This window comes from Sphingobacterium sp. GQ94 (assembly GCF_059758715.1).
Window position 1 is genome coordinate 261,847 of the sequence record NZ_JCAXEC010000001.1, and the last position, 24,885, is coordinate 286,731.

At 38.5% G+C, this 24,885-nt stretch carries 21 protein-coding genes; 20 read left to right on the top strand and 1 reads right to left on the bottom strand.

Annotated elements, in window-relative coordinates; all coding sequences use genetic code 11:
* Positions 1 to 18: 18 nt before the first annotated feature.
* From AC6CHH_RS01085 to AC6CHH_RS01120, 8 genes are all read left to right on the top strand, one after another.
* Positions 19 to 945: a sugar phosphate isomerase/epimerase family protein gene (locus AC6CHH_RS01085; protein ID WP_498278831.1), complete on the top strand. Its 927-nt coding sequence runs from the start codon at positions 19 to 21 to the stop codon at positions 943 to 945.
* A 38-nt stretch (positions 946 to 983) separates the two neighbouring features.
* A complete protein-coding gene (locus AC6CHH_RS01090) occupies positions 984 to 2,378 on the top strand; it encodes a c-type cytochrome domain-containing protein (RefSeq protein WP_498278833.1) in 1,395 nt (464 codons plus the stop codon).
* Positions 2,379 to 2,408: 30 nt separating this feature from the next.
* Positions 2,409 to 3,608, top strand: a complete 1,200-nt coding sequence (locus AC6CHH_RS01095; protein ID WP_498278835.1) for a cytochrome-c peroxidase — start codon at positions 2,409 to 2,411, stop codon at positions 3,606 to 3,608.
* Positions 3,609 to 3,769: 161 nt separating this feature from the next.
* A complete protein-coding gene (locus AC6CHH_RS01100) occupies positions 3,770 to 4,843 on the top strand; it encodes a FecR family protein (RefSeq protein WP_498278837.1) in 1,074 nt (357 codons plus the stop codon).
* 133 nt (positions 4,844 to 4,976) lie between these two features.
* Positions 4,977 to 8,342, top strand: a complete 3,366-nt coding sequence (locus AC6CHH_RS01105) for a SusC/RagA family TonB-linked outer membrane protein (protein ID WP_498278839.1) — start codon at positions 4,977 to 4,979, stop codon at positions 8,340 to 8,342.
* 10 nt (positions 8,343 to 8,352) lie between these two features.
* Positions 8,353 to 10,218, top strand: a complete 1,866-nt coding sequence (locus AC6CHH_RS01110) for a RagB/SusD family nutrient uptake outer membrane protein (RefSeq protein WP_498278841.1) — start codon at positions 8,353 to 8,355, stop codon at positions 10,216 to 10,218.
* 15 nt (positions 10,219 to 10,233) lie between these two features.
* Positions 10,234 to 11,253, top strand: coding sequence for a BT_3987 domain-containing protein (locus AC6CHH_RS01115; protein ID WP_498278843.1), 1,020 nt, complete (start codon positions 10,234 to 10,236; stop codon positions 11,251 to 11,253).
* Between the two features lie 92 nt (positions 11,254 to 11,345).
* Positions 11,346 to 12,182, top strand: coding sequence for an endonuclease/exonuclease/phosphatase family protein (locus tag AC6CHH_RS01120; protein WP_498278845.1), 837 nt, complete (start codon positions 11,346 to 11,348; stop codon positions 12,180 to 12,182).
* Between the two features lie 54 nt (positions 12,183 to 12,236).
* On the opposite strand, the gene AC6CHH_RS01125 is transcribed toward AC6CHH_RS01120, so the two are convergent.
* Positions 12,237 to 12,851 carry an RNA polymerase sigma-70 factor gene (locus tag AC6CHH_RS01125; RefSeq protein WP_498278847.1) on the bottom strand — a complete coding sequence of 205 codons (615 nt, stop codon included), beginning with the start codon at positions 12,849 to 12,851 and terminating at the stop codon, positions 12,237 to 12,239.
* Between the two features lie 173 nt (positions 12,852 to 13,024).
* Between AC6CHH_RS01125 and AC6CHH_RS01130 the strand changes: the two genes are divergently transcribed.
* The 12 genes from AC6CHH_RS01130 (at position 13,025) to AC6CHH_RS01185 (ending at position 24,883) form a co-directional block, all read left to right on the top strand.
* Positions 13,025 to 13,570, top strand: a complete 546-nt coding sequence (locus AC6CHH_RS01130; RefSeq protein WP_498278849.1) for a hypothetical protein — start codon at positions 13,025 to 13,027, stop codon at positions 13,568 to 13,570.
* 150 nt (positions 13,571 to 13,720) lie between these two features.
* On the top strand, positions 13,721 to 14,776 hold the full coding sequence (rfbB, locus tag AC6CHH_RS01135) for a dTDP-glucose 4,6-dehydratase (protein ID WP_498278851.1): 1,056 nt from the start codon (positions 13,721 to 13,723) through the stop codon (positions 14,774 to 14,776).
* A 30-nt stretch (positions 14,777 to 14,806) separates the two neighbouring features.
* On the top strand, positions 14,807 to 15,358 hold the full coding sequence (rfbC, locus tag AC6CHH_RS01140) for a dTDP-4-dehydrorhamnose 3,5-epimerase (protein ID WP_498278853.1): 552 nt from the start codon (positions 14,807 to 14,809) through the stop codon (positions 15,356 to 15,358).
* 32 nt (positions 15,359 to 15,390) lie between these two features.
* Positions 15,391 to 16,254 carry a dTDP-4-dehydrorhamnose reductase gene (gene rfbD / locus AC6CHH_RS01145; RefSeq protein WP_498278855.1) on the top strand — a complete coding sequence of 288 codons (864 nt, stop codon included), beginning with the start codon at positions 15,391 to 15,393 and terminating at the stop codon, positions 16,252 to 16,254.
* Positions 16,255 to 16,306: 52 nt separating this feature from the next.
* Complete coding sequence (gene rfbA, locus AC6CHH_RS01150; RefSeq protein ID WP_498278857.1) at positions 16,307 to 17,176, top strand: glucose-1-phosphate thymidylyltransferase RfbA; 870 nt, start codon at positions 16,307 to 16,309, stop codon at positions 17,174 to 17,176.
* 110 nt (positions 17,177 to 17,286) lie between these two features.
* Positions 17,287 to 19,017: a tetratricopeptide repeat protein gene (locus AC6CHH_RS01155; RefSeq protein WP_498278859.1), complete on the top strand. Its 1,731-nt coding sequence runs from the start codon at positions 17,287 to 17,289 to the stop codon at positions 19,015 to 19,017.
* A 182-nt stretch (positions 19,018 to 19,199) separates the two neighbouring features.
* Positions 19,200 to 19,712: a hypothetical protein gene (locus AC6CHH_RS01160; RefSeq protein WP_498278861.1), complete on the top strand. Its 513-nt coding sequence runs from the start codon at positions 19,200 to 19,202 to the stop codon at positions 19,710 to 19,712.
* A 143-nt stretch (positions 19,713 to 19,855) separates the two neighbouring features.
* Complete coding sequence (locus AC6CHH_RS01165; RefSeq protein WP_498278863.1) at positions 19,856 to 20,398, top strand: winged helix-turn-helix domain-containing protein; 543 nt, start codon at positions 19,856 to 19,858, stop codon at positions 20,396 to 20,398.
* A 7-nt stretch (positions 20,399 to 20,405) separates the two neighbouring features.
* The gene (locus AC6CHH_RS01170; RefSeq protein WP_498278865.1) at positions 20,406 to 20,897 is read left to right on the top strand and encodes an adenylyltransferase/cytidyltransferase family protein; all 492 of its coding nucleotides are present in this window, start codon (positions 20,406 to 20,408) and stop codon (positions 20,895 to 20,897) included.
* A gap of 12 nt (positions 20,898 to 20,909) precedes the next feature.
* Positions 20,910 to 22,250 (top strand): nucleotide sugar dehydrogenase, encoded by a 1,341-nt coding sequence (locus AC6CHH_RS01175; RefSeq protein ID WP_498278867.1) that lies wholly within the window; start codon positions 20,910 to 20,912, stop codon positions 22,248 to 22,250.
* Positions 22,251 to 22,309: 59 nt separating this feature from the next.
* The gene (locus AC6CHH_RS01180) at positions 22,310 to 23,692 is read left to right on the top strand and encodes a nucleotide sugar dehydrogenase (protein ID WP_498278869.1); all 1,383 of its coding nucleotides are present in this window, start codon (positions 22,310 to 22,312) and stop codon (positions 23,690 to 23,692) included.
* 3 nt (positions 23,693 to 23,695) lie between these two features.
* Positions 23,696 to 24,883, top strand: coding sequence for a UDP-N-acetylglucosamine 4,6-dehydratase (locus tag AC6CHH_RS01185; RefSeq protein ID WP_498278871.1), 1,188 nt, complete (start codon positions 23,696 to 23,698; stop codon positions 24,881 to 24,883).
* Positions 24,884 to 24,885: the final 2 nt, after the last annotated feature.

Below are 24,885 nucleotides of genomic sequence, written 5' to 3' on the forward strand. Positions count from 1 at the left end.
ATCAACCAAAAATAAATTATGAGCAATAGACGTGATTTTCTAAAAACAAGTACGCTGGCTACTTCAGCCCTTCTACTCTCTTCGGTGAATAGTTTTGCTGCAACTGAAAAGCCGCAAAAGAAAAAAGCAGGCAATTTTAACATGAAAATTTTTGCCACCGATTGGGGATTTCCCGGTAGTCAAGAAGAATACATAAAAAAAGTGAAAGAAGAGGGCTATGATGGTATTGAAGCCTGGTGGCCAGCAACCAAGGAAGCTCAAAACAACTTGTTTGCTTTACTGAAAAAATACCAGCTGGAAGTTGGGTTTTTATGCGCGGGCTCTGGAGAGCAGTGGCAGCAACACTTAACGAGCTTTAAAGCAGCTAGCCAAACGGTAGTTCAGAGTGCATTTAGACCTTTGTATGTGAATTGCCACTCAGGAAAAGATTACTTCAGCTTGGACGAAAACTGTGCATTCATCGACCATACGACTAAATTATCGAACGAATCTGGTATTCCTATTTATCATGAAACGCATCGATCCCGCATGTTGTTTGCCCCTAGTATCGCAAAACAATATTTTGAAAAAAGACCAGATCTGCGGGTTACTTTAGATATTTCGCATTGGTGCAACGTGAGTGAAAGTTTGCTGCAGGATCAAAAAGAAACCATTGATTTAACTTTAAGCCGGACCGGGCATATTCACTCCAGAATAGGTCACCAACAAGGGCCACAAGTCAGTGACCCTCGCGCACCGGAATGGCAGGGTGCTGTAAAGGCTCATTTTGCATGGTGGGATAAAGTGGTTGAGATGAAAAAGGAAAAGGGTGAGACGCTGACCGTATTGACCGAATTTGGCCCACCAGATTATATGCCGGTTTTACCATATACCAGAAAACCAGTAGCCGATCAATGGGCAATCAATGTGTACATGATGAAATTGTTCCGGGAGCGTTATGCTTAAGAGCCATTTTTTTTCCAATTTAAATAAAGAAATTTTACGTGATATTAGCCACCATTACCGAATTTATAGGCCGTTTTCATCCTCTTTTTGTTCATTTACCCATTGGTATATTACTCATTGGACTTTTATTTCATTGGCTTTCCAAGATTGACAAGTTCAAGCATTTACACTCAGCGGTCCCTGTTTTGATGTTTTTCGGCGCGATCTCAGCAGGCTTTTCTTGCCTGAGTGGCTATATGTTGTCCAAGAGCGGAGATTATAACGGCAGTACGCTCGACTGGCATATGTGGATGGGGATTGGGGTGTTCGTACTCGCGGTTCTTTTGTGCTTTAAGTTCACAAAATTCCTCAGTGAAACCATATACACTCTTTTAGGTATAGGACTCTTTGTGTTGCTTTCGGCAACAGGACATTTGGGCGGTAGCCTGACCCATGGCGAAGATTACCTGTTTAGTGCACTGGGAAATAATTCCGCCGAAACGGACCTTAAGAAGGTGATCCCTGATGTTCAAAAAGCAGCCGCCTATCAGGACATTGTACAACCTATTTTGCAGAGTAAATGTTATAGTTGCCATGGACCAAACAAACAAAAAGGAAAATTCAGAATGGATTCTTTCGCTGATTTAATCAAGGGTGGAGAGCAAGGGAATGCAATTGTGGCGGGAAATGTGCAAAAGAGTGAAATCATGCGGCGCATCTTGTTGCCAAAAGAAGACAAAAAACACATGGCTCCCAGCGGCAAAACGCAACTAAGCCAGGATGAAATTGCTTTGCTACATTGGTGGATTCAAACAGGGGCCGACCAAAAACAATTGGTCAGTGAAATGGAACAGCCCGAGAAAATTAAACCGTTGTTGTTGGCTTTGCAAAGTGAAGGGGAAGAGGCCAAGTCTTTGCCTATAATTCCAGAGCAGCCCATTAAAGAAGCCAATGAGAAAGCAATTCAAAAATTAAAAGATGCTGGGATAGTGGTTATGCCGGTTGCTCAAAACAGCAACTACCTCATGGCTAACTTCATCATGGTTCCACAGGCCACAGATGAACAGGCCAAGCTGCTAAAAGAAATTCAGTCACAGTTGGTTTGGTTAAAAATAGGGGATACTAAAATCACCGATAAGGCACTTTCGGTGATTGGCAAGTGTCCCAACTTAATTCAATTGCAATTAAATAATACACAGGTAAGTGATAAGGGGATGAGTTTGTTAAAGGATTTAAAACACTTGCAGACCATTAGCTTGGTTGGTACACAGGTGAGCGCGGATGGTCTGCGCGCTCTAAGCGAATTGAAGAATTTGCAATCCATTTATCTTTACCGCTCCAAAGTAGATAAAAACCAGATCCAGGACTTATCTAAAATGTTTGCAAATGCAACTTTGGACACGGGGGGCTATACTGTTCCTACTTTACCGAGTGACACCACTTTTATTAAATAAGTGGATTTTTGGATAGAAACAAGTTAAGGCATGCGTTGTTTTTGGGTATTTTTATGTATTTCAGTCTTATTGGCCGCCTTGATGTTCTTAGACTCGTGTAGAGATAAGTCATCCTCGTCTAAAAAGCAAGAAAAGCAAGAAGCTCAACATGATTCTCTTGCATTATTTGATGCATTACCACTTAGCTACAAGAGTCCAAAAGATAATCCAACGACAATTCAGAAAATAGAGCTCGGCCGATTGCTGTTTTATGATCCGATTCTCTCTGGGAATAAAGATGTTTCTTGCGCGTCTTGTCATCATCCTGAGTTCGGCTATGCCGAAAGTTTACCGCTCTCAATTGGGGTAGGAGGAAAAGGTTTAGGAGAAAACCGTTTTTTCATTAAACCCGGAGAACTACCCTTTACCCAGCGAAATTCACAAACTTTGCTGAATACAGCCTACAATGGAATTGATAGACATGGAGACTATCAGCCAGAACTGGCACCTATGTTTTGGGACCTTCGAGCTAAGGGATTAGAAGGACAAGCCAAACTTCCAATTCAACAATTGGAAGAAATGAGGGGAAAAGACTGGCCCCAGGAGACCTTTATCCAGGAAATAGTGAAACGCTTAAATGCCAATCAAGAATATAAAGATTTGTTTTTTGAGGCATTTAATGAAGGAGACACCATAAGCGAAGAGCGTCTCTTCAAAGCGTTGGGGAGTTTCCAGCGATCGTTGGTTGCTCATAATTCGAAATTTGATCAATACATGCGAGGAAATAAAAAGGCGATGACAAGTTCCGAAATAAAAGGAATGAGTGTATTCATTTCTGCGGGCTGTGCTGGTTGTCATAATGGGCCCATGTTTTCAGATTTTGGAACCCATGTATTGGGGGTCCCCGATAATGAGCAGGTTGCTAAAATTGATTCTGGTTACAAGAATCAATTTGCGTTCCGCACCCCCTCCCTGCGTAATCTGCGTTTTACAGCACCTTATATGCACTCGGGTAAGATTGAATCTTTGCGGGGGGTGCTTACATTTTATGAGGACTTAAAAAACAAACCCCTTCCCAGTATCCATGTGAATAAAAGCCAGCTCTCCCCACTAGCCAAACAAATAGACTTGAAATTCAGTGATATCCCGCTCATTCTAGACTTTCTAAACACGTTGAATGATGATCAGTATGACCGTAAAATTCCAGTTGTTGTGCCTAGTGGATTGCCCGTTGGGGGAGCTATTAGATAGGACAAACACAGGAATATATGTATTAGTTAGAAATAAATAGATGGTCATTAAATAAATCCTCGTCCGCCAATTCAAAACTGTCTTTTTTACTTAACGAAAATATTTATACTATTTTTCACAGGCGATACCTACCAAATCTATCGAATGGGATATAGTATAGTATGGAGCCTAAAGAGATCATAAAATTAATCGAGAAATTAACTAGTAATTCTATTCTACCTGATGAATTGGTCCGGTTAAAGGAAATTTATGGTTCCAGCGAGCATACCAAAGAATTGTTAAAGAATATGGGCATTCAGTATGCTGAACTACTTGAAAAAATAGATTCATATGAAGAGTATCCAAACAGTGAAAAAACAAAAGCAAAAATTCTTTACGAGATAAACCAGCAGCAGAATGTGCAGCCAATTGATAATCTCGTTCCTGAACCAGCCCAAACCCTTCAGAAAAACCGGTCCAAAAGAAATACGCTTTTCATGTTGGCGGCGGCCGCTGTTCTTTTACTAGCCGGATTTCTTATTCTTTATCAACCAGCAGCTAAGGTTAGCCAGATCGCCTGGGAAACGATTCGGACAAACCATGGGGAGCGTAAGCAATTTGTCTTAGAGGATGGTACTTCAGTTATACTGAATGGAAATTCATCCTTTTCGTATTCGAAGAACCGGTTGGAAAACATTCGCCTGGTCAAACTCCGGGGTGAGGCTTTTTTTGATGTAGCAGAACAGAAGCATAGACCATTTATGATCGTGACTCATGACTTTGTCACCAAAGTACTTGGTACCTCTTTCAACATTGACTCAGACATAGAACGGTCTATTGAGGTCAACTCGGGGAATGTATTGGTGTATCAAATCGATCACATCGTGAGCGAAGGATTGTTGAGAAATGAGTTAGCCTCATTCCAAGAGAAGGTAAGCACCAAGAGCGCATCGAATGTTTCCTTGCTAAAAGGGGAGAAAGCCCGGTTGATGGCTCAGGGATGGTCTGTGGATAAATTCAAAAACAAAAATTGGCATAACCATGAGCTGGTTTATCAGAATGAACCTCTCGAACAGGTCTTAAAAAAGGCATACCGCTATTTTGGAGATTCTGTTTCCACAACCAAGGAACTAGCGAAAACAAAAATATCCATCACCTTCCGTGATAAAAATGTACAACAAGTTCTAAGAACATTGGCTGAACTCTCGGGCGCCGATTTAATTAAGAGAAATGATCATGAATGGGAAATAAAATAACAAAAAACCTATAATAATCAGAGGTGCAAGGCACCCCTGACTGTTTCATTATGCACTAATCAACCGGCCTGAGAAACTAACTGATTAGCAGCATTAACCAACAAAGTATAAACCTTTATTAATTATTGCAAAGATGCAAAAAATACGACTTATTTTTTACAACTATCAATTTCGAGAGATCATGCGTAGATCCTTTATGATTTGGAGTTTTTTATTGACCTGCTGTATTGTACTGGCCAGCACGGAAAGTTACGGACAAAAAGAATTGGATAAAACCATTCACGTAAATTTCGAAAACCGTAGTTTACAACAGGTTTTTGAAGAACTTCAAAGCACTTATTTAATTCCTTTGGCTTATAGCAATTCAGATAGTTATCTGTCCAAGACCATTAATTATTCGGCAAGAAAATCAGCTAAAGAAGTTTTATCAGATATCTTGAGTCAGGTTAACCTTACTTTTGAGTTAAAACACGATTTTGTTCGAATTATTAAAAAGCCACTTGAAAAACCAAAACCTAAGGTCCTTCAGGATGAAATTACAGGAACCGTTCGAAACATCGAAGGGGAACCGTTAGCAGGCGTAAGTATCACCGTAAAGGAGAACCCGAATATTGGGACAACAACAGACTTAAATGGTAAATTTATTCTTAGTGTACCCCAGAATGTAACAATAGTTGTCGATTTGATGGGGTATCAAGTGACCGAAATTCCTGTTGGAGAACAAAAGACTTTTCAAATAGAACTTCTGGAAACTCAGGCTGGAATTGATGAAGTTGTGGTGGTGGGTTTTGGTACCCAAAAGAAGATTAGCTTAGTGGGTGCACAATCCACAGTGAAAGCAGAAAGTTTGCAAGTGCCTGTAGCCAACCTGAGTAATGCGTTAGCTGGAAGGATTGCAGGGGTTGTATCCGTTCAACGCACAGGGGAGCCCGGATTTGATGACGCCCAAATTTGGATTCGAGGGATTTCAACCTTTAGTCAGGGTTTAAGTGAGCCTTTGGTGTTGGTGGATGGAACGCCAAGAAAAATGGCGAATGTTGATCCAGAGGATATTGAAAGCTTTACCGTGCTCAAAGATGCCTCGGCAACCGCTGTATATGGCGTACGAGGAGCGAATGGCGTTGTAATTATAAAAACAAAAAAAGGAGTCGCAGGGAAACCAAAATTTAATTTTCGCTATTATGAGGGAGTTACTCAATTTACGACCCTTCCGGAGTTTGCTGATGGAATTACCTACATGCAGATGTCTAATGAAGCCCTAACCAATCGCGGGGCAGCTCCCATTTATTCCGAGGAAAGAATACAAAAAACCGCCAGTGCAGAGGATCCCTATTTGTATCCCAATGTAGATTGGATGGGCGCCTTGTTTAATAAATTTGGTCACCAGCGCAGAGGAAACGTGAATGTGCATGGTGGATCTGACCGCTCAACCTATTACATGGGTATAAGTTACTTGGATGAGGTGGGCTTATACAAACAAGATGATCTGGTAAATTACAATAACCAGGTTGGATATAAACGGTATAATTTAACCTCTAATTTAAGTTTAAATCCAACCAATACGACAAAAATAGATCTTGGTGTTCAGGGATATCTGGCCAATGCAAATTATCCAGGAACCGGACAGTCAGATATTTTTGCCAATGCGTGGATCGTAACGCCTGTCATTCACCCTACTGTTTATGAGAATGGAACTATTCCGGATCAACGTTCCGGTGGACTGATTAATCCATATGCTGGGTTGACACAAACTGGGTATGCAAATCAGTGGAGAAACCAATTGTTTTCCAATTTACGGGCAACTCAGGATTTACCCTTCATCACCAAAGGATTATCAGCTACGGCAATGTTTTCGTTTGATGTGTACAATTACACGAGTATGCGTAGAACCAAAAGCCCTAATACCTATTTAGCAACCGGACGTGATGAGAATGGAGAAATGCAATACGAGCAAACCCGTGAGGGAGATCAATTTCTTTCTTTTGCACGAAGTTCTCAGGGCGAGCGTACTATTTACATTGAGGGAGCTTTAAACTATAACCGGAGTTTCGGCAAACATACAACAACAGGGATGTTCTTATTTAATAAGAGTGATATGTTGAATTCTCAGGCTTCAAGTCTTATTAATTCCCTTCCCTACCGCTACATCGGGGTTTCTGGTCGCGCGACCTATAGCTATGCCGATAAATACTTCTTGGAAGCTAATTTCGGTTACAATGGATCTGAAAACTTTGCTCCCCAAAATAGATTCGGGTTTTTTCCATCCGCAGGTTTAGCCTGGGTGTTTTCCGAAGAATCCTTCTTTGAAGGAATAAAGGACGTTTTTCCAGTAGCTAAAGTTCGATTCACCCATGGAAAAGTAGGGAGCAGTAAATTGATTACCGGATCAACCGAGACCCGTTTTGCCTACATTTCAACCATTGATGAAACGGGAGGATACAGCTTTGGCAAAGACCGTGGAAATAATTTTGGCGGATTAAATATTGGTGAGTATGGGGTGAATGTGACCTGGGAAACCTCAACCAAAACCAACCTTGGACTGGACTTGCAAACCAAAAACAATGAATTTAATTTCCAGGTGGATTACTTTAAGGAACGACGTGAAGGTATATTTATCCGTAGAGGAAATGTACCTAGCTACGTAGGCTTACAATCTTCGCCATATGGAAATCTTGGGGTAATCGACAATCAGGGTATAGATGGATCGTTGACGTATTCTAAAAACTTGGGCGATTTTTCCTTCCAAGTTCTGGGAAATTTTACCTTCAATAGAAACAAGGTGGTTGAAAATGATCAACCTGACCAGCTCTATCCATGGCTAGATCGTAAGGGCAAGCGTTTAAGTCAGCGCTGGGGTTTAGTTGCATTGGGTTTATTTGAAACAGAAGATGAAATTAATAATGGGCCATTGCATCCAGGTTTAGTAAAGCCGGGAGATATTAAATTTCAGGATATAAATGGCGACGGAAAGATTGATGATTTTGATCAAATGCCTATTGGTTATGGAACGATTCCAGAATTTGTTTTTGGTTTTGGTCTTTCCTTTACGTATAAAAATTTCTCGGTTTCTTCTTTATTTCAAGGGGTCGGAAATGTGGACGTATTCATGAATGGAGAAGGGGTGATGCCATTTTCTGTTTCCATGAGTAGAGGAAATCTTTTGAGTAATATCGAAGACCGCTGGACAGTTGGTAATCCTAGGCAAGATGCTTTTTATCCCAGACTTTCCGATGGTAGTCCTAATAGTAATTTTAAAGGAAGTACCTGGTGGCTAGAGAACGGAAAATACATTCGTCTAAAGGACCTTCAGGTGAATTATCAATTACCCTCAACCGTAACGGATCATGTGAAACTTAAAAACGCCAGTATCTTTTTTGCTGGTTATAATTTGTTCACCTGGAGTCCATTTAAATTTTGGGATGTGGAATTAGGGGATGGGCGTGGTACACGTTATCCAAACATCAAAACGTATTCCATGGGTCTAAATGTTAATTTTTAAGCTGATCAAAATGAAAACCAATATAATTTCAACACTTAAGCCCCTTCTTGCGGCAGCGGTAATCCTGATGAGTAGTTCCTGTCAAAAGGAGTTTCTGGATCAGGTTCCAGATGATAGACTAACTTTAGAGGAAGTTTTTAGTCGAAGAAAACTCTCCGAAGAATGGTTAGCAGGCACCTATAATTACATCAGAGATGAAGCGCACAGGACCAATTCAACCCCTTGGGATGTTTTATCAGACGACAACGATGTTTCCCAGCGGAATGTTCCGTTCCAAGTGAATTTAGGAAACTGGAATGCCTCCTCAAATTATTGGAACTTTTGGGACCATTATTACAAAGGAATTCGTACGGCAACAACATTTATCAACCATATTGACGGTAATCCGGAAATTCTTCAAGAACGCGAAGGAGAAGCCCTAATTAAGCAAAGGAAGGCAGAAGCAAGGTTCCTTCGAGCCTTTTTCTATGCGGAATTATTAAAACAATATGGGCCCTTTATCATCATTGGAGATCAGGAAATTGCACCTGATTTATCCTTGGATGATCCTTCTTTGCAATTGGCGCGTAGCTCTTACGATGAATGTGTCAACTACATTATATCCGAACTTGATCTTGCCGAGGCAGATTTAAGAGTGGAGCATTATTACAATGGCGATAATGTGCTTGAAAACGACATGGGTAGAGCGAGTAAAATTTTATGCCAGGCCATTAAGAGTAAAGTTTTATTGTATGCCGCTAGTCCTCTTTTTAATGGAAACACAGACTTTGCTGGTTTTGTGAACAAGGATGGAAAGGTGCTCATTAATACAACCTATAGCCAAGAAAAATGGACGAAAGCAGCAGCAGAAGCGAAAAAGATTATTGATTATGCCGAAAGCTCAGGTAAATTAGGTCTATACCGGAAAAATGCTAACGGTGAATTGGATCCGTTTTTATCGTATAGAGATGTGTTCCTTGATTCATGGAACATTGAATGGATTATGGGTCGTAACACCAATACCTTAAGCAATTACCAACGCTCAAGCACGCCTCGATTGGCGAGCGGATACGCCTCTATGGGGCCAACCCAACAACTTGTAGATGCGTATCGTATGGAGGACGGTTCGGTTCCTATTAGCGGATACAACAACGACGGCACACCACGTATTAATTCATCAAGCGGGTATTCGGAATCAGGATTTAGTGAGTTTACGGCTCCAGGAGCTACCCGGAAAAAGAATACATTTAATATGTATGTAAACCGTGAACCTCGGTTTTATGCGACTGTAACCTATAGTGGGAGCGATTGGATAAACAACACCTCATCACTTGGTGTCAGAGATATTCAATTGTATTATACCGGAGAATCAGGAAAAGGAGGATCCCATGATTATTCAGAGACTGGATATCTTTTTAGAAAGAACATTTCACCCACTTACCACCCAACGCAAAACAATGTGGCAAGACCTTTAGTGATGATGCGGTATGCAGAAATTTTATTGAATTATGTGGAAGCACTTAATGAATCTAGCCCGGATCATCCGGATATCCTACTGTACTTAAATCAAATTCGCCAAAGAGGAGGTATCCCCGCCCTTAGTCCGGGTTTGAATCAAGCCGAAATGAGAGCACAAATTCGCTTGGAGCGTCGTATTGAGCTGACCATGGAGCATCTTCGTTATTTCGATACCAGGCGTTGGAAAATTGCGGAACAAACGGATGCAGGACCTTTTTATGGAATGAACGTAGAGGCGGGATCCTCAAACACAGATCCGAGCTTCTTCAAGAGAACTCGTTTTGAAAACCGTGTTTTCCGCAAGAGCTTTTACCTTTTTCCAATTCCACAGACCGAAGTGCAACGCAATCCAAATCTTGTACAGAATCCAGGATGGTAATTAAACGAAAATTCAATGAAAACAAATAGCATAAAACCGCAGAACACTCTATACTGGAGAAATTCTCTTAGAAGGATTGTTAGTATATTGGCCATTACACCTGTATTATTTCTTCAGCAGTGTAAAGAGCCAACTTACCCCATCGAAGACTCCGCAAAATACAGCAATGTATTTATGCAACTGGCTTCAAACGGATCTGTTAGCAAAACATTTAGTATCAAGGATGAATGGGTTAATGTGCCCTTCGGAGCAGGATACGGAGGTATAGATCCGCTATATCAGGCTGTAACGGTAGATTTTACTGTAGATCCAGCCATGGTCGAAAAATACAACCAGACCAATAATACCCAATATACTCTTCCCCCCGAGGATAGTTATAAGCTAACCAGTGAATCGGTGCAGATTCAACCTGGGAAGGCGGGGAGTAACACCACGAATTTAGAAATTAATCCAGCTAAACTAGCGGGAACCAAACATTATTTGATTCCTGTGAAAATAGAAAATGTTCAACCTGTTTTGCCTGTTGCTGAAAACCTGCAAACAACCTTTTTTATTGTTAACGGGTTTTATGAAAGCAATCCGTTTCAGCCCATCTCCCAACAAGGTTGGGAAATCCATGATTATTCGGATGATGATCATGATGCTATTGGAGGTAGAGCTCGCTATTGTATCGACTCGGACGTGAATACTTGTTGGCTCTCGACGTATCGCAGAGTTGATGGTTGGAGACCGGGACACCCACACTATGTGGCAATTGATATGAAAACTGAACAAACGCTACATGGAGTTACCTTATTTGGAAGACTAGGTGCTAAAAATGCCTATTTATTTCCAAAGAATGTACTGATTCAAACGAGCGATGATGGTGAAAATTGGCAGGATGCAGGGACTTACACAATTGCAGCTTCCTCAGAGGACACCTCGGCTACCATGTATTTTGAGAAAAATGTAACTGCGCGCTATTTTAAAGTTACTGTTTTGAGCAGTACAGGCAATGGGGACACTACCGCGGTTGCTGAATTAGCAGCCTTTTAAGTTAATCCAAGTATTAGGATCTATTTACAAGAAATTGAATAGGTCCTAATTAACACCTTAACCAGTCAAAACAAGTCTCTAAATTCAATAAAATGGTACGTATAAATCAACTTAAAATAAATATTTGGATATGGCTTTTACCCTTGTTACTTTCCTGTAGTAAAGGAGAGAACCCAGGTGCAAAAGAACCAGAGCCACAAAAAAAAGAAACCCTAGTTAAGGTCATGACCTATAATATATATGGCGCCAGGAGTGGTGGAATTCCAGACCTGAAGGTTATTGCGGAGGTGATCAAGAAAGCAAATCCGGATTTGGTTGCTTTGCAGGAGGTGGATAAATTCTCAACCCGTAATGCAAAACATGGGGATATCGCTAAAGAGCTCGGCAAATTAACAGGTATGGATTATTTTTTCACCAAAGCCATCGATATTCCAGGTGGTGAATATGGTGATGCTGTGCTTTCTAAGTTACCAGTGAAAGAAAAAAAGGGATTCAATTTGGAGGTTGATCCAGCCCTTGGAGGAGAAAGAAGGTCGGTAGCCCGAATTTTGGTCGAAAAAGACGGGAAAGAATTTTATTTTATCAGTACCCATTTTGATCATTTAGGGGATGAACGCAACCGGATAAAACAAGCGAACGATTTTACGACACTGGTTAGCTCGTTTACCAGGCCCGTTATTGTTGGTTCTGATTTTAACGCACTACCGAATTCAAAGACGATGAATATTCTTTGGAAGAGTTTTACTGCGGGGTGTCTGAACGGAAATTGCAGTCAATTTACCTTTCCTACACCAACTCCGAACCGAACAATCGATTATTTAATTTACTCACCCCTCGAGGCATTTTCAACGCAACTATATACGGTATTCTCGTGGGCTGACAAAGAATCAGACCATTTCCCGGTTATCGCAACCTTCAGGATTAATTAAACAGGTTCTTTAATCGTCTTAATTTAACCGTTTTTTAAGAAAGCTATGAATAAACTAGAAGATAACTAAATCGGTTCCGTGCATTACAAAGTAAAGTAACATTGTTTTAAGTAGGATATCATGCTCTTTGGCGATATAGTCTTTAATCGATTTCATTGCCAGAGACATGTGTTCTTTTACAGTCTGAGTTGATATTTCTAAATTTCCTGCTATTTCCTTATAACTCAGCCCTTCCTCACGGGACATTCTAAAAATACGTTTTCGCTGTGCTGGAAGCCTATTGATCGCCAGATTATAAATAGATCCATATTCTTTATCAAGCAAATTCTCCTCCACTGTGTATCCACTGCTAACCTCTAACCTTTCACAAGAATCCGTGATAAATACATCGGCATGTTTTATCTGTTTTTTCAATTCTTTGTAAACCTGATTTCTGGCGATTCGAAAAAGATAATTCTGGATGGGATGATCAGGTTTTATTCGGTGCCTGGATTTCCATAGGTTTAGAAATGTATCGTGTATGATGTCGTCTATAAGCTCCGAGGATTTGATGTATTTTTTTATGAAACAATATAACAGTTTAACATTCAAATCATAGAGCTGGGTAAAGGCTTGCTGATCTGAATTTCTTAATCGTATATTAATCTGATGTTTGTTATTTGTGTTCAAAATCTATGCTTATGGATATATTAAGTAAAGATAAACAAACCGTGTTAAGGGAATATTAATCTACTTTTACGAATTAAACTATGTAATAAGTTCTCGGTTATTCTGGTTTATATTAATCCAAATATAAATCATAATTGCCGGGAATGCAATAAATCCTAAATATTAAACCGTCTATGAAAAGTAAAGACCTCCTTATTGAAATGCTAAAAGAGCGCTATTTATTTGAGCTCTCCAGGAAAAACAAGTTTGATACTATTTTTTCACTACCTGTTTCGGTTTTAAGCATAACCATGATCGGACTATTTTATGTGTTGAATGAGATTTATTCTGATCAGCTTCCTGCGATTTTCCGAATTCTGTTTATCTCGGTTATTTGTATTGTCTTGATTATGGCTATCTGCTCTATATTGGCTCTTGTTTACGTATTTAATGGGTTCAGAGGAACTTATTCAACATTTGCTCAAAGTGATGAGATTTATGCGAATTACCAAAAAATAACAAATGATCATTTGGGGAAAACCGCAAAAGAAAGAGAATCTGTAGTTATCGATGAGCTAAAAGATCGTACGCTCAATTGGTATTTAGTCTGTAATGAACACAACATGAAAACAAATAATAGACGGGCCGCTGCATACCAGGGTTTTAAGCTGATGTTTTCAGGGGTCATCCTATTTGGACTGATTTTAATATTTCTCGTATATTTCTTAAAAATCAATTAGAAGTAATCAAATTCACCGTTCTGTTTATTCAATATAAATGGGATGATTATTCCATCCAATGGGGCTCCTAATAAAACGCACAGGGTGAGGAATTCTTCCCGGATTGCCTAAATAGTTTTAAGTGTAATTCCAAAAGTTTATCTTAGCACTATGAATAGAAGAACCATTCTAATAACAGGTGGAGCAGGTTTTATAGGATCACACGTCATTAGAGAGTTTGTGAATCTGTATCCTGAGGATCACATTGTTAACCTAGATGCCTTAACGTATGCAGGTAATCTTGAGAACCTAAACGATATTCAGCAGAAACCTAACTATTCATTTGTAAAAGCAGATATCAGGAATAAACAGGAGGTTTTTCAGGCCTTTGACTACTACCAGCCTGATGGCGTGATTCATTTGGCCGCTGAGTCTCACGTAGACCGCTCCATTACGGATCCGTTAGCTTTTGTTTCCACCAATGTCGACGGAACGGTGCATCTATTGGAGGCCGCTAGGGCCCTTTGGAATGGCAAGTTTGATGGGAAACGCTTCCATCACATTTCAACCGATGAGGTTTTCGGAGCTTTAGGAGATACTGGTTTTTTTACGGAGCAAACGAAGTATGATCCTCATTCACCATACTCAGCCTCCAAAGCCGCCTCAGATCATTTCGTTCGATCATATCATGATACCTATGGAATGCCCGTGGTGATCACAAACTGTTCGAATAATTATGGACCCAATCATTTTCCGGAAAAACTTATTCCGCTTTGTATACTAAATATCCTCAATCAGAAACCCCTCCCTATTTATGGAGATGGCCGATATACCAGAGACTGGTTATTTGTAATAGATCATGCCAAGGCTATTGATCAGGTATTTCATAGAGGAAAAAACGGAGAGTCCTATAATATTGGGGGATTCAATGAATGGAAGAATATCGATTTGGTCAGGGAACTGTGTAAACAAATGGATGCAAAGCTTGGCAGGGAACCTGGAACATCGGAGAAACTAATCACCTTTGTAAAAGATAGACCAGGACATGACTTGCGTTATGCTATTGATGCCGGGAAGATTAAAAATGAATTAGGCTGGAGTCCATCGGTAACTTTTGAACAAGGGCTATCAAAGACTATTGATTGGTATTTAGAGAATCAAGAATGGCTCTTGCGCGTATCTTCTGGAGCATATAGAACCTATTACGAAAACCATTATGGCAAGTGATCAGCTTGTCTACCTATAGTATATTATAAAATGAACGCAATTGAGACAAAATTAAAAGACTGTTTTATTCTAGATCCTAAAGTCATTGCCGATTCAAGAGGGTATTTTTTTGAAGGATATAACCAAAAGGATTTTGAGCAGAAAACGGGTATACATGTGCAGTTTGTCCAGGACAATCAGTCTTTTTCCACTAAGGGAGTCCTTCGCGGATTGCATGCCCAAAAAGGAGAATTTTCTCAAGCGAAATTAGTACGGGTTCTTCAGGGCGAAGTATTGGATGTGGCCGTCGATGCTCGTCAGGAATCTCCGACATTTGGTCAACATGTTGCGGTTCTTCTCTCGAGTGAAAACAAAAGACAACTTTTTGTTCCACGTGGATTTCTGCATGGATTTGTTGTCCTTTCTGACACCGCGGAATTCTTCTATAAGTGCGACAATTATTATCATAAAGAAGCGGAATGGGGAGTCATTTATAATGATCCAAAATTGGGAATTGACTGGAAGTCTGAAACAAAAAAATATTTGATAGCGGAAAAAGATTTGATTTTACCTAGCTTTGATATGGCAATTCAACATCTGTAAAGCCCAATTAACCATTATATTAATACACAATTATGAGCCCATTAAAAGTATTAATAACCGGAGCCTCTGGTCAGTTAGGCTCTGAATTACGAGCGATATGCTTTGATTCCGAGCGTATGGTTTTTAATTTTCTTTCCAGGACAGAACTGGATTTGGTGAATATAGATGCTATACAAAAGACTATAGCTGAATATCAACCCAACTACATCGTCCATACTGCTGCCTTCACAGCGGTGGATGCAGCTGAGGATGACCCTGTTTTAGCGGATAAAATTAACCATGTTGCCAGTTTAGAAATTGCCAAGTATTGCAAGGCTAATCACACCAAACTGATTTACATCTCGACCGATTATGTTTTTAATGGCGATAAGAAAGAACCTTTAAGAGAAGATGATCCAACACAGCCCATCAATCAATATGGAATGAGCAAATTGAAGGGTGAACAAGCCATTCTAAGTGTTCTTTCGAATGCGATCATCATTCGGACTTCCTGGGTTTATTCCGTTTTTGGGAAGAATTTTGTGAAGACGATGCTTAATTTAATGCGTAACGCCAATGAAGTTTCTGTGGTACATGATCAGTTTGGATCACCGACCTATGCGGGAGATTTGGCAGAGGTGATTAAACAGATCTTGACGATGGGTTACTGGGAACCTGGTATCTATCATTATTCAAACGAAGGGGTGGTTTCCTGGCGCGATTTTGCGGCAGCAATACGAGACTTAAATAAGCTAAAATGTGAGATTAAATCCGTATCAAGTTCAGAATTTCCTACCTTAGCAAAGCGTCCATCTTATTCATTGCTGAGCAAAAGTAAAATCAGAAATACCTTTGCATTGCAAATCCCAAGTTGGCAGGATAGCCTAAGGAAAATGTTGATGCGTTTGAACAACTAATAAGATCGTAGGAATATAAAATATAGAGACGCAAAAAATAAAAGAAGACAGAATGAAAGGAATAATATTAGCAGGTGGATCTGGAACGCGTTTACACCCCCTTACGCAGGTTGTGTCAAAGCAATTGTTGCCCGTTTACGATAAACCCATGGTCTATTATCCCCTTTCAATTCTCATGTTAGCAGGAATTCGGGAAATTCTAATAATTTCCACGCCCAGCGACCTTCCTAACTTTCAAAAACTCTTTGGCGACGGGAAACAACTTGGCCTTAGCATTAGTTACGCGATTCAACCAAAACCTGAGGGGTTAGCACAGGCCTTTATCATTGGCGCCGATTTCATCGGGTCTGATTCCGTGTGTTTGATTCTTGGTGATAATATATTCTATGGAGCAGGACTTCAAGAGCAACTCCGGGTGGCCAAAGAAAAAGTAGAGAATGATAGGCAAGCAGTTGTTTTTGGTTATTACGTAGAAGATCCAGAAAGATATGGCGTTGCAACTTTTGATGAGCAAGGAAATGTACTGGCTATTGAGGAAAAACCTAAAGAACCAAAATCGAATTATGCGATCGTTGGATTATATTTTTACCCCAATTCGGTTATTGAGTTGGCAAAACAGGTTAAGCCATCAGAGCGAGGAGAATTGGAAATCACCGCCGTCAACCAAGCCTACCTAAATCGTAATAATTTGCAACTACAGTTATTGGGCCGTGGCTACGCCTGGTTAGACACCGGGACTCATGAATCGCTATCTGAGGCGACAGAATTTATAAAAACAATTGAAAAGAGAACTTCCTTAAAGGTCGCCTGCTTAGAGGAAATTGCCCTTTTAAAGGGATACATAACGAAAGAGCAATTGCTACAAAACATCGATGGCTTAAAAGGTATCTACTATGAATATCTTCATAAATTAATTAAATAATCAGCTCTTAAAGACACACAAACTCTATTTCTTCCATCAGGTTATTGGAATCTTGTCGAATTATATTTTCTATTTAAGAAAACTAACTTTTTTTTACGAAATTTACAAGAATGAATACCTGGCCAATTGCACTGACTTCTTTCTTCTTTCTTTTTCTATTTAATTTCAGCGGATACGCTCAGAAAAACACTTTTGAGGTTTCGGAATTTCAGAATGAGACGATTCATTTGGAGTCTCTTCTTAAAATGAAAGTTCATTATCAAAAAGATACTTTAGCCTTGATTCGGAGTCTAGAAGAATTAAGAGTTAAGGCACAAGATAAAAGAAGTATTTCCATGGAATGGGCCTACTATATGCTTTTGGCGGACGGCTTTTCTATTGCTTTTGACAAAACCAACCCCCGGTCCAATTATTATTTTAGTAAGGCTATGGAGCTTGTAAAGGATACTTCAGAAGAAGAGCTTAAACATTTAACCCTTATCCGTCAGGGATATTATCATTTTGTATATAGAGAAGTTAAGGAGGCATTCCCGTTTTTTCTCCAAGTGAATGAAACCCAAACGGCAATAGAGCCCAAAAAAATTCCGTTGATAAGTCTTCATTACGGGTATATAGCAAGTTTCTACAGCTATATCGGAGATCAAAAGAAAGCGGTTAAGTTTCTGAAATTCGCCTTACCTTATGCAGCATCCTTAAGTCGAAAAAAAATCGATATGGTTAATGCAATCGGCGTTTATTTGAAAAAAGATTCCCTTTACGATGAGGCTTTCGGATATTATCATCAAGCGCTTAACATTGCCAAACAAGCAAAAGACTCTCTGTGGATGGGAATCATCTCTGGTAACCTTTCAGAAATCGAATACAAGAAAGGAAATACAGACAAAGCCATCTCTTTATTGCAAGAGAACATATTTTTATCTACAAAATATGGCGAATTCAAGGATGCCATGCGTGCTAATTTAGAGCTCGCTAAGTTACGTATCGCTAGAAAAGAATGGTTGTTAGCCAAACATGCCCTGTTAAATAGCCAAAGTTTAATGGAAGACAAGCCTTATTTTCTGCAGTATAAAACTCAAGCGTACAAAGCCCGGGCAGATGTGGCAAAAGGTCTTGGAAACAAAGATGTTGAACTGGAAAATTTACATCTGTACAACCTCCATAGGGATAGTTTAGCCAAACAGGTTAATTATGATAATCTTCAAAAGGTATATTGGCAATGGCAGGCTGACCGGTATCAGCAAACCCTGGAAAGAGAAGAACTTAAAAGAAAACAAATCAATCAGACCTATCAATATTTAGGTGTTTTACTACTCTTGGTTTTTGTGATTATTTTATTATTAATTAATAGGTCTCGCAACAAAATTCTGATTCGGACAACAATTTTAGAAAACAGGCAGCTAACGACGATCTACGAAAAGCAATTAGTCGATCAAGAAGTTTTGGTATTAAAAGACTCATTGAAAGAATTTACAGATACAATAAAAAATAATAACATTACCATTGGCCAATTGAGAGATGAATTAAACAATCAGGCAATGATCTCTCCATTGCAACAGGAACGCATCAAAATTAGCTTGAATACGATGCTCGAGAGTCACATTATGACGGATGAGCGCTGGATTAAATTCAAATATGTGTTTGATAAAGTGTTTCCTAACTACCTCCAAGAAAGAAAAAATGCAAATTCGAGCTTGTCTGAAAATGATCTACGCGTTATCGCGCTTTCAAAACTTGAGCTTAGCAATAAAAGTATGAGTGAGCTGTTGGGCGTGTCCGTAGAAGGGGTCAAGAAGGCTAAACAACGATTGAAAAAGAAAATTGCACTTACCTCTATGGAATAGAGTTCCTGTTTTTGCGAAAGATCAGACTATAGCGCCTAAACTCCATTTACTGCGGTTTATTCGCTAATAATGCCATTTTAAAGATTTGTCCCCCTTTTGTCCACCCTTGAAATTGGGTTGGAAAGCCTCTGAGATTTAAATTTGGTTTTTATAAAATATCAAAGAAAATTAAATCGAAGGAAATGTCTTATTTGTTATTAGCTGTGGCCACTTTATTAATTGTTAGCTCTTATTTGTGGATTAAACAAAAAAATCGAACCATTTTTTCAAGAAATGTGCAACTCACCGTTAGAGTCATAATCGATCCGAATAATGCTGATTTGACCAGAGCCTATGGATGCGTCATATTTCAAACGCCAACATATTCGGAAAATCTAAAGGAAATTGTCGTTACAAAGATTAGTTGCACAAGCCGAATTGTATATTTCAACCATTTTGGAAAATTAAATTTCTTTATTGCTGCTGGAAAAGTGAAGGAAAGCGCTATGCGGTCTGTAGGGTTTTCAATATTTAAATCGGAATTGGAGAGGTATCGCCCCAAGAAAGAATGTTTGGTAGTTCATGGGTACGTAACGTTCTTAAATGGTAAACGTTCAAATTTTATAACCAGCAATCAGTATACGATGGAGGGTTTAGAAAATGTTGAACCGGCAAATAATTTTAAAAATAAAAAGAGAGCGACCGTGTATTCCTGAACCATTGTGTTACAATAAGGACGGCAATCCAGATCGGAAAATTGAAGTCATTGCCTTCAAATCAATCATTTAAGTGTATTTTTCATTAAGATTTTGTTAATTCTTCTAGTTAAGAGAACCTCTATTTGGTTTTTTTATTTTTCATGAGTACTTTTGTTACTCACAAACAAACAATGCTGGAGTCAATCATAACTTCTAAGACCAGATTAAAGCTTTTGATTAAGTTTTTTGTTTCATCAGCAAACAAAGGCTACTTACGTGGAATAGCAGAGGAATTTAATGAATCTACTAACGCGATCCGCAAGGAGCTAAATCAGTTGTCAGAAGCAGGTTACTTGACTAAAACTCAGCAAAACAATAAGATTTACTATCAAGCCAATATCGATCATCCCTTATTTACCTCTCTACAAAATTTAGTAAGAACCTACTTGGGGATCGATCAAGCGATTGATCAGGTATTAGAGCGTGCGGGAGAGATTAGCCAAGTTGCTCTAATAGGTGACTATGCGAAAGGTCTTGATTCAGGGACTATTGAGATTTTAGTAACGGGAGAGAATGTCGATTCGGCATATTTATTGCAGCTAAGCGACAAAACCGAGAAGCTGTTGGAAAAGAAAATTATTATATATTTTGATAAACCCGAACAGGTTCTTCAACAGATAGTTTTATACCAAAAAGAAGAATGATTGCCATATGGAAAAAGCTAAATTCAAAAAGCAAAAGGATTATAACCCTGGTCCAAGAGTAGGTATTACATTTAGTACATTTGATTTATTGCATGCTGGGCATATTATGATGCTGGCAGAAGCAAAACGTCAATGCGATTATTTAATTTGTGGATTACAAATGGATCCAACTCTTGACCGTCCTGAAAAGAACGCTCCAACTCAAACTGTTGTGGAACGATATATTCAGCTTCGCGGTTGTGTTTCAGTAGATGAAATCGTTCCTTATTCCACCGAACAGGATTTGGAAGATATATTAAGGTCCTTTAAATTGGATGTAAGGATTGTTGGAGATGAATACAAAGATCGAGATTTTACAGGTCGTAAATATTGTGAAGACAAGGGAATTGAGCTATACTTTAATGGTAGAGATCATAGGTTTTCAAGTTCCGGTCTACGTAAAATTGTTGCAGAAAAGGAGAATGAAAAGAACGGGGAAAAACTCAGTAAATCGAAGTAAAAGGATATTTTAATGACAAAAAGTATTTTACCCCAAAAAAATCTAGATTCAGATATAAATATAGGAATAATTGGACTTGGGTATGTCGGTTTACCTTTAGCAATTGAATTTGCTAAATTATATAACGTCTTGGGGTTTGATATAGATAAAAACAGGATTTTTGAATTACAAAATATAAAAGATAAAACAAAAGAGGCGGATTTAATTGCTATGTATGACGCAATTGAAAGAAAAAAAAATGGAGCTATTGAAGGTTTGACCTTTACTTTTAGGAAGGAAGAATTAGTCAATTGCAATACTTTTATTGTAACTGTTCCAACTCCAATAGATGAATTTAAAGCACCAAACCTTAAACCTCTATTAAAAGCGACAGAAATTTTAGGGTCTATTATTAAAAAGGGGGATATAGTGATTTATGAATCAACAGTATTCCCAGGATGTACAGAAGAAGAATGTGTGCCAATTTTAGAGTTAAATTCTGGTTTGATTTTTAATGAAGATTTTTTTGTTGGTTATTCCCCTGAACGGATAAATCCTGGAGACAAAATTAATACACTTTCGAATATTATGAAAGTTACATCCGGTTCAACAGAAGAGGCTGCAGACTTCATTGATTCTTTATATAGTTCGATAATAAAAGCTGGTACTTTTAAAGCTGCATCAATTAAAATAGCCGAGGCCGCTAAATCAATAGAAAACGCCCAAAGAGATTTAAACATATCTTTTGTAAATGAGTTAGCATTAATATTTGACCTTCTTGGTATTGATACTAATGACGTATTAGATGCAGCAGGAACCAAATTTAATTTTCTTAAATATAAACCGGGCTTGGTTGGAGGTCATTGTATTTCGGTCGACCCTTATTATCTTGCATATAAAGCAAAAGAATTGGGCTACTATCCAGATGTCATTTTATCGGGTCGAAGAGTAAATGATTCTATGGCTAAATTTGTCGCTTCAAAGGTTATCAAATTAATGATACAGAAAGAGATTTCAATAAAAGGATCTCGAGTATTAATTCTGGGGATTACCTTTAAGGAAGATTGTCCTGATTATCGTGATAGTAAAGTGGTGGATGTTTATTACGAGCTTAAAGAGTTTGGAGTCGAAGTCGATATATATGATCCATGGGTCAATAGTGATGATGTTGCGTTGGAGTTAGGGATATCGCTACTAAGGGAGTTACCAACTAAAATAAATGATTTGCAGTATAAAGGTTTCGATGCTGTGATTTTAGCGGTGTCTCATCAAGAGTTTTTGAAAATCAATTTAAATGAACTTAAAAAAGAAAAATCAGTAATATTTGATGTAAAAGCTATATTAGATAGGAAATTAGTAGATGCAAGATTATAGATCTCACTAAGACAATGAAATGTCAACTAAATTTGGCTCTAAATAAGAATCTTATAATAATGAAACAAATAAAAAAAATAACGTGTATCGGTGCGGGCTATGTGGGAGGACCTACTATGTCAGTAATTGCCCAGAAGAATCAAAATATTGAAGTCACTGTAGTCGATCTTAATGAAGCTAGAATAAAAGCTTGGAATGATTCAAACTTGGAAAATTTACCTGTTTTTGAGCCTGGTTTGGACTTAGTTATTAATGAGGCTCGTGGGCGGAATTTGTTTTTTTCGACTGATGTAGATAGAGCAATTGACGAAGCAGACATGATATTTATTTCTGTAAATACACCTACTAAGACTTATGGAAAGGGAAAGGGGCAAGCTGCGGATCTTAAATTTATTGAATTATGTGCTCGACAGATAGCTGCAGTTGCTAAGACAGATAAAATTGTTGTTGAAAAATCAACGTTGCCAGTTCGTACTGCTGAAGCCTTAAAAAGCATACTGGATAATACTGGAAATGGAGTGAATTTTCACATTCTTTCAAATCCAGAGTTTTTAGCAGAAGGAACAGCTATAGCAGATTTGCATAACCCTGATCGTGTTTTAATTGGGGGAGAAAATCCAGATGCAATTGATGCATTAGTAAAAGTATATGAAAGTTGGGTTCCACGTGAACGCATATTAACAACAGGTTTATGGTCATCAGAATTGTCTAAATTGGTTGCAAATGCTTTTTTAGCACAGAGAGTGTCTAGTATTAATTCTATTTCTGAATTATGCGAGGTGACTGGAGCAGATGTTGATGAAGTGGCAAGAGCAATAGGTTATGATAGTCGAATAGGGTCTAAATTTTTAAAAGCATCAGTAGGTTTTGGGGGGTCTTGTTTCCAAAAAGATATCTTAAACTTGGTTTATATAGCAAGATCTTATAATTTGACAGAAGTTGCCAACTATTGGGAGCAAGTAATATTGCTAAATGATCATCAGAAATCACGATTTGCACAAAAGATAATACAAACAATGTATAATACCGTAAATGGTAAACAAATTGTCTTTTTAGGATGGGCATTTAAAAAAGATACAAATGATACTCGTGAGTCGGCAGCAATCTACGTTGCAGATCATCTTTTGGAAGAAGAAGCAAATATTATTGTCTATGACCCGAAAGTATCTGAGGAACAGATATATAAAGACTTAGATTACTTGGGGACACGTCTGCCACAGGAAAATCGTCGCTTAGTAAAGGTAGTGAATGATCCTTACGTGGCACTAGCTGGGGCGCATGCTTTAGCGGTGTTAACAGAGTGGGATGAATTTAAAAATCTTGAGTGGAAAAGAATCAAAGACATAATGAAACGACCATCTTTTATTTTTGACGGTCGCAAGCTTCTAAACAAGAGTGAATTAGAAGCTCATGGGTTTTCGTTTTACGGAATAGGAGGGTAATTTATGGATGCATTAAATTTAATAGGAAGAACTAAAGAACTGCTTACAGGAGATATTTTAAATAATGAGGCTGAACTTCAGAGGATAGTCTCAGCTTCTAAATTCTTGGTTATAGGTGGGGCGGGATCAATCGGTCAAGCTACAACTAAAGAAATTTTTAAAAGGAATCCGAAAAAGCTTCATGTTGTAGATATTAGTGAAAACAATATGGTGGAGCTTGTTAGGGATATCCGTAGTTCCTTTGGGTATATTGATGGCGATTTCCAGACTTTTGCATTAGACATCGGTTCAATTGAATATGATGCATTCTGGGAAGCTGACGGGGAATACGATTATGTTTTAAATTTGTCCGCACTGAAGCATGTTAGAAGCGAAAAGGATCCCTTTACATTAATGAGAATGATTGACGTTAATGTATTTAATACAGATAAAACGTTAAAACAGTCGATTGAGAAAGGGGTAAAGAAATATTTTTGTGTTTCTACAGATAAAGCCGCAAATCCTGTAAACATGATGGGGGCCTCTAAAAGGATAATGGAAATGTTTCTTATGAGGAGAAGTCAAGAAATTACCATTTCAACAGCTCGGTTTGCTAATGTTGCGTTCTCTGATGGCTCTTTATTGCATGGTTTTAACAAACGTATCGAAAAGAAACAGCCAATTGTAGCGCCAAATGATATTAAAAGATATTTTGTAATACCAAAAGAATCTGGAGAATTGTGTTTGATGTCTTGTGTTTTTGGAGAAAATCGAGATATATTTTTTCCTAAATTGAGCGAAAATCTTCACTTGATAACTTTTGCAGAAATAGCAATTAAATATCTGAAAGATATTGGTTATGAGCCATATTTGTGTCAATCGGAGGACGAAGCTCGCGACTTAGTTCACACCTTACCAAAAGAAGGTAAATGGCCTTGTTTGTTTACAAGCAGTGATACTACAGGAGAGAAAGATTTCGAAGAATTTTTTACGGACCATGAAACTTTGGATATGGACCGATTCGAAAATTTGGGGGTTATTAAGAACGAGTTAAATTTTGATGAAGAGAAACTAAATTTATTTGAATCAACAATTTCTCAATTAAAAAATCAAAAGAAATGGAACAAGGAAGAGATCGTTGAATTATTTTTTAAAATGATCCCTGATTTCGGACATAAAGAAACTGGTAAGTATTTAGATTCAAAAATGTAATC